Raw genomic sequence first — 16,396 nt, 5'->3', positions numbered from 1 at the left:
CTATGGTTTGAATACTATATTCTGTGGATAATTTACAAATCCATTACCTTTACCAACCAGGAAATCCAAGTCTATGCAACAATTTCTACTTCGCTGTTTCTCCTTTTTGGTACTCTGTGGGCTGGGACTGCCATTGAACGGACTGGCGCAAGGCATTACCGTCAGTACGTTATCACCATCGGCTACCTGCGCGGGAAAAACCATCACCGTGCCCTTCTCCACGACCGGCACGTTCAACGCAGGCAACACGTTTACCGCGCAGCTGTCGGACGCGTCGGGCACGTTCGGGGCGTCTACGGTCGCTATCGGTACACTATCATCGTCGCCCAGTTCGGGAACCGCTGCGACCAACCTGACCATCACGGCCACCGTTCCGGCGAATACGGCGGCTGGTAGCGCCTATCAGGTACGAGTTTCATCGAGCGGCCCCGCCCGGACCAGCGCGAACAGCGTAGGCCTGACAGTAGGTACGCCCGGCACACCCGGCGTTACCGACCGTACTTACTGTCAGGGGGCGACGGCTACAGCCCTCTCGGCATCACCCGTCAGCGGAGCCTCACTTAACTGGTACACAGTAGCATCGGGTGGTACCCCTTCGTCGGTTGCCCCAACGCCAGCGACATCAACCACCGGTGTCGTTTCGTACTACGTTAGTCAGTCATTGAACGGCTGTGAAAGTAACCGCGCCACACTGAATGTCACAGTTTACGGCACCCCGGGTGCGCCAAGCACGCAGGCTTCGTTTTCGGCCTGTCAGGGAGCTACATTATCCGCTCTGAGCGCAACCCCCGATAATGGGGCTACGTTGATCTGGTATGGCAACAGCGCCAACGGCGGTACCGGCAGTTCGGTGGCCCCCGTACCCGATAACCAGGCGCCGGCTACTTACTACGTCAGTCAGGCACGGGGAACGTGCGAAAGTGCCCGCAGCGCCATCACCGTGACGATAAGACAGGCATCAGCCGCACCGGGCGTATCGGCCCCACCGGCCTACTGCCCCGGTCAGACGGCTACGGCCCTATCCGCTACCCCCTCGTCAGGTGGTACGCTGAACTGGTACGGTACGAACGCGACGGGAGGAACCCCTTCATCTTCCGCCACCATACCAAGCACAACGACACCGGGCACGCTCAATTACTACGTCAGCCAGACACTGAGCGGCTGCGAAAGCCCCCGCGCCGGCATCGCCGTTACGGTGAAACAAAGCCCGTCGGCTCCCGGCATTTCAACACCCGTTGGTGTCTGTCAGAATCAGTCGGTAGCTCCGTTGACCGCTACCCCCTCGTCGGGTGGTACGCTCAACTGGTACGGTACGAACCAAACTGGCGGTTCACCATCAACGACTGCCCCCACGCCTTCGGTTACCGCCGTCGGCACGACCGTTTATTATGTCAGTCAGACGGTCAATGGTTGCGAAGGGCCGCGTGCGGGCATCTCCGTAACCGTCAGTGGTCTCCCGGGTGCGCCCACGGTTCAGGCATCCAGCACGTTCTGTCAGGGCACTATTCTCCCGGCCTTGCAGGCAGCAGCTGACAATGGGGCGACGCTCAACTGGTACGGTACGAATCAGACTGGTGGTTCATCATCAACGAACGCCCCAGTTCCCAGCAATCAAAAATCGGAAACTTATTACGTCAGTCAGACGCGTAACGGCTGTGAAGGGCCGCGTGCGGCAATCAGCGTGGTAATCCGGCAAAGCCCATCGGCACCTACTGTATCAGCGCCCCCGTCGTACTGCCCCGGTCAGACGGCGGCTGCTCTGACGGCAACGTCGGCGTCGGGTTCCACCCTCAACTGGTACGGCACAAACGCGACGGGCGGTTCGCCTTCGACCACCGCCACCGTCCCGAGTACATCGACGCCCGGTACACGAACGTATTACGTCAGTCAATCAACTGACGGTTGCGAAAGTACGCGCGCATCAATCAGCATAACCGTTAAGCCAACACCAGCCGCACCGGGCGTCACGAATCTATCGCTCTGCCAGAATCAATCGGCCGGTGCGTTAACCGCTACCACCGCCAGTGGCAGTACGATAAACTGGTACGGCACCAGCCAGACCGGAACGCCTTCGACCACTGCCCCTACCCCATCGGTAGCCGCTACGGGTTCAACACCTTATTATGTCAGTCAGACGGTTGACGGCTGTGAAAGCGCGCAGGCGACTATAACCGTTGCCGTCAACGCAGTACCGGGCCAGCCCTCCATCGCGTCGGCAGGGCCCTATTGTTCGGGCGTAACGGCTCAACCCCTGTCGGCAACCGGGACGGCTCTACGCTGGTATGGCACCAGTCAGAGCGGTGGTAGCGGCAGTTCGGCCGCCACGACTCCATCGACAGGCAGCACAGGCACAACCACCTACTACGCAACGCAAACGGTCAACGGCTGCGAAAGCGAGCGGGCAGGGGTTGCAATCGTGGTGAAGCAGACGCCCGCCCGGCCCGACGTCGTCAATCTAACATTTTGTCAGAATACCAATGCGCCAGGACTGACAGCCACGGCATCGGCAGGAGCCACCCTCAACTGGTACGGTACCAGTGCCATCGGTGGTACGAGCACAACCGCAGCTCCGGCTCTTTCATCGACAACACCCGGAACGACCACCTATTATGTCAGCCAAACACTCGATGGCTGTGAGTCGGCGAATCGGTCAGGGATTGCTGTAGTGGTGAAACAGACGCCGGGCGCGCCAGGCGTAACACCGGTCGATTATTGCAACGGAGCCGGGTCGCAGCAACTGAGCGCAACGGGCAGCAACATCAAATGGTACGACGGTTCCGGGAACTCCCTCTCGGGTGCGCCTACCCCGCCAACCAATACAGTCGGCCAGCAGACGTATCAGGCCACGCAGACCGTCGACGGTTGCGAGAGCCAGCAGAAGGCAAGTCTGACTGTTACGATCAAGCCCCTGCCCGGTCTGCCCGGCGTCGCTAATCTGTCGTACTGCCAGCCAACCCAGGATCAGCCCGCGCAGAACGTAGCCCCCGTAACCGCATCGGGCGATAATCTGCGCTGGTACAATACCGATGGCAACGCCTTTCAGTCGGCCCCCACGCCGTCTATTACGCAGGCAGGCACGTACGCTTATCAGGTAACGCAAACGGTCAATGGCTGCTCAAGCGATAAAGCCACCTTGCAGGTCACGGTCAATACAGCCCCCACCCCGACCGTGTCGACGTCGCTGGTCAGCTACTGCATCAACGCAACGGCTACACCATTACAGGCAAGCGCGGCCAACGGCGGTACCTTACGCTGGATTGATCCGTACAACCGTACTTTCAACGAAGCCCCGACACCATCGACCCTCAACAGCAACGTAACACCGGGGGGCGATGCGTTCTACGTCTATCAGATCGGTGCCAATGGCTGTTACAGCGCTCGTTCGACGATTCGGGTTATCGTCAACGTGGTGCCGACGCTGGCCCTGAACGGATCGAGCGATGTGAACCTGGGTTCATTGGCTCCCGTCAAACTTAGCTTTACCGGTGCGCCACCGTTCAGCTATACGCTGACCGACGGGTACAGCGGTGTTAGCCGGACCAATGACACGACGATTTATGTGTTGCCCCGCGGCAACACGACGTATCAGATTGTTTCGGTGGCTAACAGCTGCGGGGTGGGCCTGCCCGGCAATCCGGCAACGGCTACGATTACGGTGCGGGTACCGACCATTACGACCAGCGCCCTGCAAACAACCACGGTCTGTGCGGGTAGCTCGTTCGCGGTTCCCTTCACGACAACCGGCCAGTTCAACGCAGGGAATCTGTTTACAAGTGAACTGGTCAGCGTAGCCGATACCAGCCGGAAAATCACGGTGTCGCCCAACGGCACAACGGGCACGGTGGTGACAGCAGCGCTACCGCTTACACTGGCAGCCGGGCAATATTACGTTCGGGTGAAAGGATCGAACCCCAGCGTCGGTGTTATCGGCAGCAGCAGCCCATCGATCCTGACCGTCCGGTCGAGGGCTACGGCAACACTCACCGGTACGCAGTCGATCTTTGAAGGATCTCCCGCCACACTGACGCTGACATTCGGCGGAGAAGCGCCCTGGACATTCGCATACGCCGACAGCCTGCGCTCTTACACGGTCACGGCCACCAGCAGCCCCTACGCGCTGGAAGTTCGACCATCCCGGAATACGACCTACCAGCTGACCAGCGTCAGCAACAACTGCGGTGTGGGTACGGCAGCATCAGGCACGGCGGTCGTGACGGTACAGAAAGTATTGGGCGTTGAAGACCCGGCACTCGGCCCACTGGTTAGTGTGTACCCCGTTCCGACAACGACAACGCTGACCATCGACATCGACGCAGCCCTCACCCGCGACCCGGCCGTACTGACGCTGCACGACGGGGGTGGCCGACCAGTGCTGAACCAGACAACGCGGACAAGACAAACGACACTGGACGTTAGTCAGCAGCCAGCCGGCACGTATCTGCTCAGGATTCAGGTCGGCGACCGGCAGGTGGTCCGGCGCATCTTGATACAGTAGCAAGTGAAAAGAAATAGTATAGCGGCTGGCGTAATCAGGTTCTTTATCTTTACGCCAGCCGCTATATTATTCTCTGTTCACGTCATTTTCCGTTCCGCCTATGTTCCCCGACGAATACTTCATGGAAATTGCGCTGGGACTGGCCGAAGAAGCCGCCGACGACGGTGAAATTCCCGTTGGGGCGGTGGTAGTAAGCCATAATCGGATCATTGGTAAAGGGCGCAACCAAACCGAGCAACTGAGCGATGTAACTGCCCACGCCGAAATACTTGCCCTGACAGCCGCATCGCAATACCTCGGCGGCAAATACCTGACCGACTGCACCCTCTACGTTACGCTCGAACCCTGCGTCATGTGTGCGGGGGCGCTGTACTGGGCGCAACTGGGGCGGCTGGTGATTGGCGCGCCCGATACCAAGCGCGGTTACCGCCGGATCGATACCCCGCTGCTACACCCCAAAACCCGGATTGAGACGGGCGTACTGGGCGACGAGAGCCAGGCATTGCTGATGAAGTTTTTCCAGGGCTTAAGAACATAATCTAAAATGGACGTGTTAACTCCTCCGAACGATTTCCCATCTAACACATTCACCCAATGGCATTCGTACTAGATCCACTGCCCTACCCCAGTGATTCGCTGGAACCCAATATCGACAAGCAGACCATGGAAATTCACCATGATAAGCACCATAACGCCTACGTAACCAACCTCAACAACGCCATCGCCGGTACGGATATGGACAGCAAATCGATCGAAGATCTGCTGAAGTCGGTTAGTCAGGCGCCAGTCGCGGTTCGCAACAATGGCGGTGGACACTATAACCATACCCTGTTCTGGAATACGCTGTCGGGTAATGGCGGTGGTCAGCCAACAGGCGAACTGGCCGAAGCAATCGACAAGAAATTTGGTTCGTTCGACGCGTTCAAAGAAGAATTCACGAAAGCAGCTACAACCCGTTTTGGTTCGGGCTGGGCGTGGCTGATCGTAACCGGCGACGGTGAACTGGCCGTTACGTCGACCCCCAACCAAGACAACCCACTGATGGACGTAGCCGAAGTTAAAGGCTTCCCGATCATTGGTCTGGACGTCTGGGAACATGCTTACTACCTGAAGTATCAGAATAAGCGTCCTGACTATATTGCAGCTTACTTTAACGTGGTAGATTGGAACGCAGCGAACACCCGTTACCAGGAAGGCAAGCAAGCTGCCAGCTAGGTTTGTCGATACGGTATGGGAAGTGTATTGACGGTAAGAGCCGAAAATATTCTTCCCATATCATTTCCAAATCTGCCTGACTTGTCCTTATCTTTGCAGTCCCAAAACGGTGATTGTAGCTCAGTTGGTTAGAGCGTCGGATTGTGGTTCCGAAGGTCGCGGGTTCGAGCCCCGTCTTTCACCCAGTGTACAAAGCCCCCCAATTTTATTTGGGGGGCTTTTTTTATGCCCTCGTGTGCTGACTGCCCCGTATCCTAACAATATGCATACTAACACATACCCTATACTACACAAAAAGTATAGTTTGTTTAAGATTTAACTACCTTCCATTAAACAAACTCCACTTTTCACACGTTTTACTTCATATATTGCAAGTCAATCAGTGAATACCTGAGCTGCATTTTCATAGTCTGGTTCTTTTGTTGCTCATCTGGTATCGCGTCCACAACCTACGTTTCAAGCACGTTGTCGTATGAGCAACTACTCAATCAAAGACCTCGAGCAGCTTTCCGGTATTAAAGCGCACACGTTGCGCATATGGGAGCAGCGCTACAACATTATTGCTCCGAAACGGACGGATACCAACATCCGCACGTATGACGACCGGGATTTAAAGCTGGTCCTCAACATTGCGCTGCTGAAAGACCACGGTCATAAGATCTCTGAAATATCGAAGCTGTCGCTCGACGAGATGAACCGGGAGGTTATCAAAATCTCTGACCGGCAGCAAAGCTACCCTGACCAGATTCACGCGCTGACTATCTCAATGATCGATCTCGACGAAGACCGGTTCGAGAAGATCATCAGCACGAATATTCTCCAGTTTGGTTTCGAGAACACGATCATCAACATCGTGTACCCATTCCTAAGCCGACTGGGTACGCTCTGGGTGACGGGTTCGGTGGGACCCGCGCAGGAGCATTTCATCAGCAACCTGATTCGCCAGAAGATTATCGTTGCTATCGATGGGCAGGTAAGCAAGCAACGGCCAAACGGCAAGACGTACATGCTGTTTTTGCCGGAGGGCGAGTTACACGAAATCAGTCTGCTCTTCGCCAGCTACATCATCCGGGCACGCTATAACAAGGTCATTTATCTGGGGCAGAGCCTGCCGTTCAGTGAACTGGAGTTTGCTTACAACGTGCACCGCCCCGACTACATTTTTTCGGCTTTCACGTCAGTACCCTCAAACCACGAGGTGCAGCCATACGTCGATCGGATGGCTAGTGCCTTTCCGGATGCACACCTGCTGCTAACAGGCTATCAGGTGGTTGGGCAGGACATTGAGGTATCCGACAACGCGACAGTCATTAACCAGATTCAGGATTTGATTCGTATCGCCGGTACTTAACTGACAACATTGATTGGCTTGCCCGCCTGAAAAGCGCGCAGGTTGTCAACAACAGCCTGCATCAGCCGGACACGGGCTTCGTAACTTGCCCAGGCTATGTGCGGTGTCAGCAGGCAGTTTTTTGCTGTCAGCAGCGGGTTGTCGGCTTTGGGTGGCTCGACGGAAAGGACGTCGAGGCCGGCTCCGGCCAATTTGCCTTCGTTCAGCGCCTGCGCTACATCCTTTTCGTTCAGTAATGTACCCCGGCTGGTGTTTATCAGAAAAGCCGACGACTTCATCTTGTTCAGCAGCTCGGCGTTGACGAAGCCTGTCGTTTCGGCGGTAGCGGGTAGGTGCAGCGATACAACGTCGCTTTCGGCAAACAGTGTTTCGCGATCAACGAGGGTGATGCCATCCTCCTGCTCGTCCGTATTCCGCCGGTTGACCAGCACCCGCATACCAAACGCCCGACCAATCGCAGCTACCCGGCTTCCGATGTCGCCGTACCCAACCAGCCCAAGTGTTTTACCAGCCAACTCAATCAGCGGTGATTTGGCGTAGCTGAAGTCGGCGGATCGCACCCAGTCACCCGCCTGTACACTGGCATTGTGCCGCCCGACGTGAAGAACCAGTTCCAGCAACAGCGCGAACGTCAGTTGAGCCACCGAATCAGAGCTATACCCTTTTACGTTGGTCACGACAATGTTCTGTTCGCGGGCCGCGTCCATGTCAATGATGTCATAGCCCGTTGCCGTCACGCCGATGTAGCGCAGGTTCGGCAGTTGGGCCAACGTCTGGCGGTTTAGCTTCACCTTGTTAACCAGCACTGCGTCGGCGTCTTTGATCCGGCCCAGCAGCTCGTCGGGACTGGTTCGGTCGTACAATCGTACGTCGCCAAGAGCGTTGAGCGGTTGCCAGTCGAGATCACCGGGATTGATTGTGTACGCGTCGGGATAAACGATAATCATGGGATTGCTGAGTTGTACGGTTTAACAGTTGTGAAGTCGTACAGTTTTATAGTTTTACAGTTTCGGTTGCCCGCAGCATGTACGCCCATCCCCTTGCTGATGGGAATGGAGATACGCATGCTTCATCTTACTGACAGTGTGTCCAGATTGCCCTGTGCAAATGCCAGCGCCCGCCGTTCGGCATACGTGTGCAAATCGCGCGGCACGGCAAAGCCGACGTGCCCACCCGTGGCTGGGGTTTCCAAAAAAATATGCGGGTGCGATTCGGCCAGCCAGCCGGGTGAACACTCCGGCGATAGCAACGGGTCGTTCTGCGCGTTGAGTAACAGCACCGGAATAGTAACCGACGGCATGAAATTTACCGCCGATGCCTGCTCGTAGAAATCAGCCGCATCGCGGTACCCGTTGATGGGAGCAGAGAAAAAGTCGTCGAAATCGCGCCAGTGCCGCACCCGGCGCAGGTTGTTCATATCCAGCCGACCGGGAAACGAAGCCGCTTTCTGCGCTACTTTTCGCACCAGCTTTTTCATAAATCGATTGCGATAAAACCGGTTACCCGGCCGGTCGAGCAGTTGCGCACTGGCTCCAAGGTCCGTTGGCGAGGATACCGCAACTCCCCGTTTGATCGCCGTATGCAGGTTGCCTCCCTGAACGCCCAGGTACTTGAGTATGATGTTGCCCCCCATGCTGTAGCCCATCAGCACGATTTCCCGGTAAGGATGGGTCCGACTGGCGTGTTCGATCACCTCCCCAATATCGCCGATTTCGCCGTGGTTATAGAGCCGGAACGCCCGGTTCATGCTGCCGCTGCACGACCGGCAGTTCCAGGCCAGCACATCGTAGCCAGCCTCGGCGAACAATTTTGCCGTCCCCATCATATATTGCCGGTGACTATCCCCTTCCAGTCCGTGCGTCAGGATGATAAGCTTATCGTATCCTGCCCGCAGCCAGTCCAGATCAACGAAGTCATCATCGGTCAGCGTCAGGCGTTCGCGCTTGTAGCTGACTCCCACAACCCGTCGGGTCAGGCTGGGAAAAATGGTTTGCAGATGGCCGTTGTACTGGTAAGCGGGCGCACCGGGATAGGCAGATGGAATCAGGGGCATAGGTAATCAGAACAACCCGCCGGGTCGAACTGTTGTTCCGTGACAAGTACCAGTACATGCAGCTAGCTAAACTCGCTTCGATCATTATCGCCAGCACTATCAAGTTCATTGGAGGGCCACTTACCGGGGCCGCGCTGGGCGTTCCGTGGCTACAGACCGCGCTGGGTACTACGCTGGGCATGATGCTGAGCGTACTGGTCGTTACGTATGCAGGCGCGGGAATTCAGAAACTGATCGACCGGTATCGGTCGCGAAAACCACGCCGGTTTACCACCCGTACGCGTCGGGCGGTCCGCGTCTGGAAGCGGTTTGGTATGGCTGGTATCGCCTTCCTGACTCCGTTGATTCTGACGCCTATAGGTGGTACGGCAATCGCCGTTTCGTTCCGGGTTGGCCGGCTGCGGCTGCTGACACACATGCTGGTCAGTGCCGCGTTCTGGGCTGTTTTACAAACGCTGCTGCTCTATCAAATCCCCGGCCTGACCGGCTTCTTCAGTCACCGGTAGCCTTGTTACCTACAGCATCGCGGTTGCCGGACCACGCCGGTGTCGACTTTCCAGACTAAGAGCCAACAGCGGGGATATTGCCAGCGACGGTCCTACCGGCTAACGGTTGATGTGGGTGTGCTGGCGGTTTTCTTGCGGAAGTCGCCCTGCGAGAAGTATTTCTCAATCAGGCAGTACATCAGAATAAAGAAATACCGACTACCCATTTCTTTGATCTTCAGCTTCGACTCGCCGTATTTCCGGTTGGTCCAGCTGTTGGGTACTACTTCGTAGGTGTAGCCCCGAACAATCGCTTTCAGCGGCAGTTCGACGGTCAGGTTGAAGTGGGGCGACAGAAACGGCTTAATTCCTTCGATTGTCTCCCGTTTGTAAAGCTTGAACGCATTCGTCGTGTCGTTGTACCGGATACCCATCACCATTCTGACGATGAAGTTGGCAACGCGATTGATGAATTTTTTGAGGGGCGGATAGTCGACAACTTTACCGCCTTTTTCCCAGCGCGAGCCGAACACAGCATCAGAACCGGTTTCCATCATCTTCTCGTAATACCTGACCAGGTCTTCCGGGTCGTCGGACATATCGGCCATGAATACTGCCACACAATCGCCGGTAAAGCGTTCCAGCCCGTAGCGAACGGCGTAACCAAAGCCGTTGGGGCCAGGATTGGTAAACGGTACCAGCGTCGGGATTTCAGTGGCCGCCAGTTCGGTCAGTACCCGCAGCGTACCATCTTTCGAGTTGTCGTTGGTAACGCAGATCTCGTGCGGAATGCCGTATTTACTCAGCGTCTGATAAAGCGATCGCAGCGTAGGCGTGATCGATTCTTCTTCGTTGTAGGCGGGGATGACAACGCTAAGTTTCAACATGTTATTAACTGGCATACTATGCTGGGACAGACGACTTGACTACGAAATTAGTTTAATTCATTACCGATGCGGCAGCAACCGTATCGTACTGTACAGCCTGGTAAGGGGCTTTGGCAACAGGTAAAACCAGACCACGTCTTTGGTTTTATCCCAGCCGGGTTGCGCCATGTACAGGTACTTCAGCGCCAGCCGCGCCCGGCGAAAATAGCTTTTTTCGTACTGTTTAGCGTCGAGCATCATCCGGTAGTAGCGGGCCATATTCCGGCGGAGCGTCCGGTTATATTTAAAATCCAACTCGCGGTTGATATCGCTGTACATCTGAATGCGGTTTCGCAGAAAGACCTCGTCGCGCTCATTGTCGTGGTAGCTGGCTCCGGCGCGGTTTTTCCGGTACACCGACATCACCTCTGGTATATACCCGATCTTACCCAGCTTGGCCTTCAGGATTAACCGGGGAATGTCGCCACTCGACGATTCGCGAAACCAGGTCGGGTACTCCTTGATGTTGTTGCGGTACATGGTGCTCGACGTTGCCATGAACCAGATTTCGTTTTCACCGATCAGATCATCGACCGTGTACGACTCCTTTATACCGGGCTCGTTCAGCACGTGCGACGGCGCACCATCTTCGTACGTAATCAGCGCATTATGGAACACAGTCGAATAATCGGGATGGGCATCCAGAAAATCGGCCTGCATCTGAAGCTTGTCCGGGTTCGTCCAGTAATCGTCGCCATCCATCAGCGCATAGTACTCACCTTTCGCCAGTTTCAGGGTTTCCAGGAAGTTGATACCGCCATTTTTACCCATGTTACGCGGGTGCAGTACGCCAATCACCAAACCCGGATGGTGCCGTTCGTATTCCTGGATGATCTCGCGGGTACCATCACTGGAAAAATCATCGCCCACCAGAATTTCGATGGGAAACGTAGTCCGTTGCGCCAGCGCACTATCGATGGCTTTACGGATAAATTTATGCTGATTATACGTGATAATCAGAACACTGACTTTAGGCATTAGCAGGTTTGTTACAAAATGCGGTTGGCGGTCTGCGCCAGTTCAAACGACTAACGACAGACCGCCAACAACATTAGTTGATTCCTTACACCGCAGCTTCTGCCGATTTGGCATTTTGAATCTGGGTTTTCCAGCCTTGCGGCTCATCTTTCTCGGCGGGCGTTCCCCACGGGTTGTAGAACGGCAGAATCGATACCCAGCGACCGGCGGGGTCTTCCCAGCTGAAACGATCGGCGAAGCTCGATGGGCTTACCCAGTGGGGCAGGTCGTAGCGGAACAGGATCATATCGCCCATGTCCTGATACCCTTCTGTTTCAACGATGTGGTCGTTGATGACGTAACCCGTACCGCCGGAATTGTATTCGCGGCCGTACTGATTCAGGGCCAGAATCATACCCACTTTCTGCGGGTTGAGCGGGTGCCAGTGCCGCCCGAAGAAGCTACCGCCCAGCGGGTAATGCGTCACCTGCGGGTGGAAGTAGGGCGATCCCTTGTGAATACCAAACTCTTCGTTGTTGCCGGTCAGGTTGTTCCAGAAGCCGCGCATTGGATTAAACACCTCCAGCAGCGTTTCTTTGAAATCCGGCTCGTGGTCCAGGATCGCGTCGAACGTGTGGTCGTGGAAAAGCTGGGGTGCCTGCTGAATCTTGGCGATATGGAGTCGCTGTTTGTGCTGATTATTGTCGAACGTATCCGGTCCTTCGGCCAGAGGTGTTTTGGCAGCCCAGGCACGGGTTCCTTCGATTACCTTCGTTAGCTTCTCCGCCGGAATACCCGTTTTGACGATAACGATATTAGGTTCGTTGACCAGCCGCATCACTTCCTCGTACGGAATTTCCGGTACGATTACTCCATCTTTCAGCTCGGCGTCAACCTTAATTATGTGTTTGGCTACTTCTTTCATTTTATTGCTGTTTCGTTCGTTACGCTGGTCCAAAGTTTCTGGTTTACTGGCTGTTATCGCCTGTCATAAGTCAGCGACAACCCTGATTTTACCCAGATCGCAACCCGGTGCAAATGTAGGCGATCTGGTTAAAATACAAACCCGCTGGATAAGGACTTAGTTTTTTCGTGGCTGACTGGCGTAGCCAAAACCCGATGCACCGAAGCCGTTACCGTTGTAAAGCATTATCCAGTTCTGCTGATGCGGGAAGATGTGGCAATAGTCCATCATCAGTGAATCCCAGCCCTCTGCCGACCGTTCGATACCTGCCAATTCGTCGCGCCGTGTCCAGCTGATACCGTCTGCCGACTCGGCGTAACCAATGCGATAGCTACGCTGTACATCGGTGCGGTAGTTGGTCGCGTTGCGGTACGAAAAATACATTTTGTACAAATCGCCGTCTTTGTAAACCGTAGGCCGACCGATTGCATCGGTAAAGTCGTCGTACCCAACGCACACCTGCCCTGTCCGCTCCCATTTGATACCGTCGGTCGACTCGGCGTATTTCACGTCATAGAAGGGTTCGGGATGCCCGTCGATCACTTCGATCTTCGTACACGACAGATACCACATCCGCCACCGAACGCTGCCGTCGGGCTGTTCTTCGCGCATCACGCAGGGCTGTGCAATCCAGACCTGATCGTAAATCGAGCGATCGAGCAGCGGACCGGTGTACTTGCGTTCAAACGTCAGCCCACCATCGCGGCTAATCGCCAGACCGATACCCAGCCGGTAGCTGGCGGTTTCGCTCCGGTTCCAGCCGGTGTAGTACAGCCAGATTTCATCGCCTACGGGCAGAAACCAAGACGGCATCGCGCCACTATCGTCAAACATACCGACCTCGCCTTTCGTCAGGCAGGGCTTATCGTGTACGTACGTGACGCGGTTCAGATCGTTGGGATCAAGCTCAACAAACGACGTGGCCGACGAGATGTTCTCGTCGCGGGTCGAGAAATACACGCGCAGTTTGTCGCCCATCGGGTAGCCGAATGGTACCTGTGCGTGGGTGCGGCTAAACGGCATTTCGCCGTCGGGTTTGTAAACGAGTCCTTTTTTTGTCCACATAGTGAAAGTGGTTCGAAGAATTAATTAGCAGTTTTTGTGCCAGTAGTCGGGCCGTCGACCGCTCTGAGCCGGTCATTGCGAACGTAGATACGGGCGTCATTTGCCAAGCCAACAAGCGAATAGTGAGCGGCAACAAACTGGCCAAGCGGCTTGATTAGTTCATGGCCCTGTGTCCGGCGGTCGGTCATCCACAGGTTCTGACTACCGACAGCATCGACAAAGACGGGCGGCACCGACCGACGAAAATCGCGCACATAGCGTTGCTGATACTCGGCCAGCATCGGATGGGCAAACGCACTTCGGATACTGTGGTTTTCGGCCACACCCTGCGGCATCTGCGTCTGTACGTAGTAATCGCAGCGCCAGCCCCAGACCACCAGCGGTTCACCGGGTTTGGCATACCGTTGCACCACCTTCGATACCGCCGACGGCTGCACTTTCCACCCGCCCTGCCCATCGGACGGGTACGGATTTATGGGTTCGCCGATGCGGTAGCGTTGTAAGGTCGTAGCCCCGAAGATCAGGAGAAAGAAAGCCGTTGTTCCCAGCGCAATCCACCGCCCCGACGTACCGTCGACGTTCAGCCGCTGCCAGCCATAGGCAAATCCAAACAGCACCGGCCCCGTCAGAAAGTACAGGTAGTGGACGTATTCAGACCCCGTCCGGGTGATGGCAAACAGCGTCGCGATGAGCAATACGCCGATAAACCCGCTAATCTGCCACGGCAACCGTTCCCGTCGACCACCGACAAACAGACCGGCAATCCAGACAATACCGGCGAAATAAACCAGCCACTCGAACTCAGTACCCCGGTGTAGAAAACGTGGGAGACTCAGCAGGCTGTCGACCTGACTGGTGTTGCTGGCGTAGCGAAAATTGCCTTCGATATAAAAGGTAATAAAGTCGTCGTAGACCCCGTTGGCTTTAGTCAGCACAATTACCAGTACCGGAAACAGCGTCGCACTAACGGCCAGTACCGCCAGTCGGATGCCTTTCTCACCTAGGGTCAGCGCCGGTCGAAGCAGCACATCCACGCCGACGAACAGCCCGACCACGGCGGCCAACGGCACAGCCTGTAACTTACCGAACGGGACCATGCCCAGCATCAGCCCCACAGCCGCCAGCATAGCCACAGACGGACGTCGCTGATTGAGTAACCGGGCGTACAACAAGTACCCGGCACTGAGCAGGACCAGCGCAATCAACTCGCTGTTGTAGTGCAGAAAATCTCCGTTGCGGGTCAGGCCAAGCGTAAACACCAGCGGCAGTAGCGCCACGCGAGCCGCCGGGTCGCCGAACCACAGGCGGGCGGTCTGGAACAATAGCATCAGGCAAACCGCCACCAGACTGCAGGCCGTCAGGTGGGCAGTAATATAATCGAAGGGTAGCCCCAGCAGGCCCGGAATCACCAGAAAATAACTATCCAGCGGACCGCCCGTTGTGCCATCGACTGAGCGAAAATAAACGGGATCATGGTGCAGAGTCAGGGCCTGCGTTATCATCTGACTCTCGTCGGGGTTTATCTCGTTGTCGAAAACGATGCCCGGCAATCGCAGCAAAAACAGCAGGAGCATCGCGGCCAGCACGTATGTTCGACTCCCAACCACCGACTTCACCGATACCCAGAGCAACCCCCAGCATAATGCATAAACGGGTAACCAGTACAGCGTCGGAAACGTATCAAAATGGGGCATTCGTTGAATACCGGCCCACAGACCGGCTAAAAAGACAAGCCGAACGAACCACGTGTGATTCGTTCGGCTGGCAAGTTACTGTATCAATCAATCGACTGGTAATGCATGGGCTTATTTCCCCGTTCCCAACCGAGCCACCATGCTGTCGTGGATCTGGGTCATCGTGCTGCGCAGATCGTAGGTCCAGTCCCAGGTTGGATAGTGCTCCTTGAAGCGGCTCAGGTCCGAAATGTACCAGATGTGGTCCCCACTGCGGTTGGTCTCCGAATACTGGTAGTTCATCTTGTTGCCCGAAATCTCTTCGCACAGCGCCATCGCTTCCAGCATCGAGCAGTTGGCGTAACGACCACCACCCGCGTTGTAGACTTCGCCCGGACGCGGGTTCTGGTAGAAATGCCAGAACATGTTCACCAGATCCCAGCTGTGGATGTTGTCGCGCACCTGCTTGCCCTTGTAGCCGAAAATGGTGTACTGGGTGCCGGTGATGGCACACTTCATCAGGTAGCTTAGAAAGCCGTGTAGCTGCGCTCCTGAGTGATTGGGACCCGTCAGGCAGCCGCCCCGGAAAACGCCCGTGTTCATGCCGAAATACCGGCCATACTCCTGCACCATGATATCAGCCGCCACTTTGCTGGCTCCGAAGACCGAGTGCTTGGTGTGGTCCAGACTCATGTACTCGTCGATGCCGTTTTTGTAGTAGGGATGGTTTGTGTCGATTTCCCAGCGCGTCTCGGTTTCGATCAGAGGCAGGAAGTTGGGGTTGTCGCCGTAAACTTTGTTGGTCGAGGTAAAGACGAAAACGGCCTGGGGCGCGTGCAGGCGGGTCATCTCCAGCATGTTGAGCGTACCGACGGCGTTGACCCCGAAGTCGGTGAAGGGCTCACGGGCGGCCCAGTCGTGGGAGGGCTGAGCGGCCGTGTGGAGCACGAGCTTGATGTCGGTGCCGTACTTCTGGAAGATGGGTTCCAGCTGGCTCACCTCGCGGATGTCGGCGGTGTGGTGTTCGTAGGTAGCGAAGTCGCTGGCCAGCCGGTCCTGATTCCACTGGGTGGAAGCTTCGGGCCCGAAGAAGTACTGGCGCATGTTGTTGTCGATGCCGATGATGAGGTCGAACTTATCGGCGAAGAACGAAACGGCTTCGCTGCCAATGAGTCCGCCCGATCCGGTAACTAGTGCAATATTCATAGCGTT

Annotated in this window: 13 protein-coding genes and 1 tRNA gene; 6 read left to right on the top strand and 8 right to left on the bottom strand. The window is 56.0% G+C overall.

All coding sequences use genetic code 11. The features are described from left to right. Positions 1–73: 73 nt before the first annotated feature. The 5 genes from HH216_RS09260 (at position 74) to HH216_RS09240 (ending at position 7,061) form a co-directional block, all read left to right on the top strand. Positions 74–4,495 (top strand): T9SS type A sorting domain-containing protein, encoded by a 4,422-nt coding sequence (locus tag HH216_RS09260; protein ID WP_169550561.1) that lies wholly within the window; start codon positions 74–76, stop codon positions 4,493–4,495. A gap of 100 nt (positions 4,496–4,595) precedes the next feature. Further along, positions 4,596–5,033: a nucleoside deaminase gene (locus HH216_RS09255; RefSeq protein ID WP_169550560.1), complete on the top strand. Its 438-nt coding sequence runs from the start codon at positions 4,596–4,598 to the stop codon at positions 5,031–5,033. A 56-nt stretch (positions 5,034–5,089) separates the two neighbouring features. After that, complete coding sequence (locus tag HH216_RS09250; RefSeq protein WP_169550559.1) at positions 5,090–5,710, top strand: superoxide dismutase; 621 nt, start codon at positions 5,090–5,092, stop codon at positions 5,708–5,710. Positions 5,711–5,818: 108 nt separating this feature from the next. Then, a tRNA-His gene (locus tag HH216_RS09245) sits at positions 5,819–5,894 on the top strand. A gap of 288 nt (positions 5,895–6,182) precedes the next feature. Beyond that, positions 6,183–7,061: a MerR family transcriptional regulator gene (locus HH216_RS09240; RefSeq protein ID WP_169550558.1), complete on the top strand. Its 879-nt coding sequence runs from the start codon at positions 6,183–6,185 to the stop codon at positions 7,059–7,061. On the opposite strand, the gene HH216_RS09235 is transcribed toward HH216_RS09240, so the two are convergent. Together HH216_RS09235 and HH216_RS09230 are read right to left on the bottom strand one after the other, a co-directional pair. Then, positions 7,058–8,008, bottom strand: coding sequence for a D-2-hydroxyacid dehydrogenase (locus HH216_RS09235; protein ID WP_169550557.1), 951 nt, complete (start codon positions 8,006–8,008; stop codon positions 7,058–7,060). The two genes, HH216_RS09240 and HH216_RS09235, sit on opposite strands and share 4 nt — an antisense overlap. A gap of 122 nt (positions 8,009–8,130) precedes the next feature. After that, the gene (locus HH216_RS09230) at positions 8,131–9,114 is read right to left on the bottom strand and encodes a YheT family hydrolase (protein ID WP_169550556.1); all 984 of its coding nucleotides are present in this window, start codon (positions 9,112–9,114) and stop codon (positions 8,131–8,133) included. A 56-nt stretch (positions 9,115–9,170) separates the two neighbouring features. Here HH216_RS09230 and HH216_RS09225 point away from each other — a divergent pair, with 56 nt between their 5' ends. After that, positions 9,171–9,620: a hypothetical protein gene (locus HH216_RS09225; RefSeq protein WP_169550555.1), complete on the top strand. Its 450-nt coding sequence runs from the start codon at positions 9,171–9,173 to the stop codon at positions 9,618–9,620. Between the two features lie 92 nt (positions 9,621–9,712). On the opposite strand, the gene HH216_RS09220 is transcribed toward HH216_RS09225, so the two are convergent. From HH216_RS09220 to HH216_RS09195, 6 genes are all read right to left on the bottom strand, one after another. Beyond that, complete coding sequence (locus tag HH216_RS09220) at positions 9,713–10,483, bottom strand: glycosyltransferase family 2 protein (RefSeq protein ID WP_169553314.1); 771 nt, start codon at positions 10,481–10,483, stop codon at positions 9,713–9,715. A gap of 63 nt (positions 10,484–10,546) precedes the next feature. After that, the gene (locus HH216_RS09215; protein ID WP_169550554.1) at positions 10,547–11,503 is read right to left on the bottom strand and encodes a glycosyltransferase family 2 protein; all 957 of its coding nucleotides are present in this window, start codon (positions 11,501–11,503) and stop codon (positions 10,547–10,549) included. 85 nt (positions 11,504–11,588) lie between these two features. Beyond that, a complete protein-coding gene (locus tag HH216_RS09210) occupies positions 11,589–12,407 on the bottom strand; it encodes a hypothetical protein (RefSeq protein ID WP_169550553.1) in 819 nt (272 codons plus the stop codon). 156 nt (positions 12,408–12,563) lie between these two features. Continuing rightward, positions 12,564–13,511, bottom strand: a complete 948-nt coding sequence (locus tag HH216_RS09205; protein ID WP_169550552.1) for a glycoside hydrolase family protein — start codon at positions 13,509–13,511, stop codon at positions 12,564–12,566. Between the two features lie 20 nt (positions 13,512–13,531). Beyond that, positions 13,532–15,205 (bottom strand): hypothetical protein, encoded by a 1,674-nt coding sequence (locus HH216_RS09200; RefSeq protein WP_169550551.1) that lies wholly within the window; start codon positions 15,203–15,205, stop codon positions 13,532–13,534. A gap of 111 nt (positions 15,206–15,316) precedes the next feature. Next, positions 15,317–16,390, bottom strand: coding sequence for an NAD-dependent epimerase/dehydratase family protein (locus HH216_RS09195; protein WP_169550550.1), 1,074 nt, complete (start codon positions 16,388–16,390; stop codon positions 15,317–15,319). Positions 16,391–16,396 lie beyond the last annotated feature (6 nt).

This window comes from Spirosoma rhododendri (assembly GCF_012849055.1).
GTDB classification, from domain to species: domain Bacteria; phylum Bacteroidota; class Bacteroidia; order Cytophagales; family Spirosomataceae; genus Spirosoma; species Spirosoma rhododendri.
The sequence above is the reverse complement of the archived record's forward strand: the minus strand, read 5'-3'. Positions and strand labels throughout refer to the sequence as shown.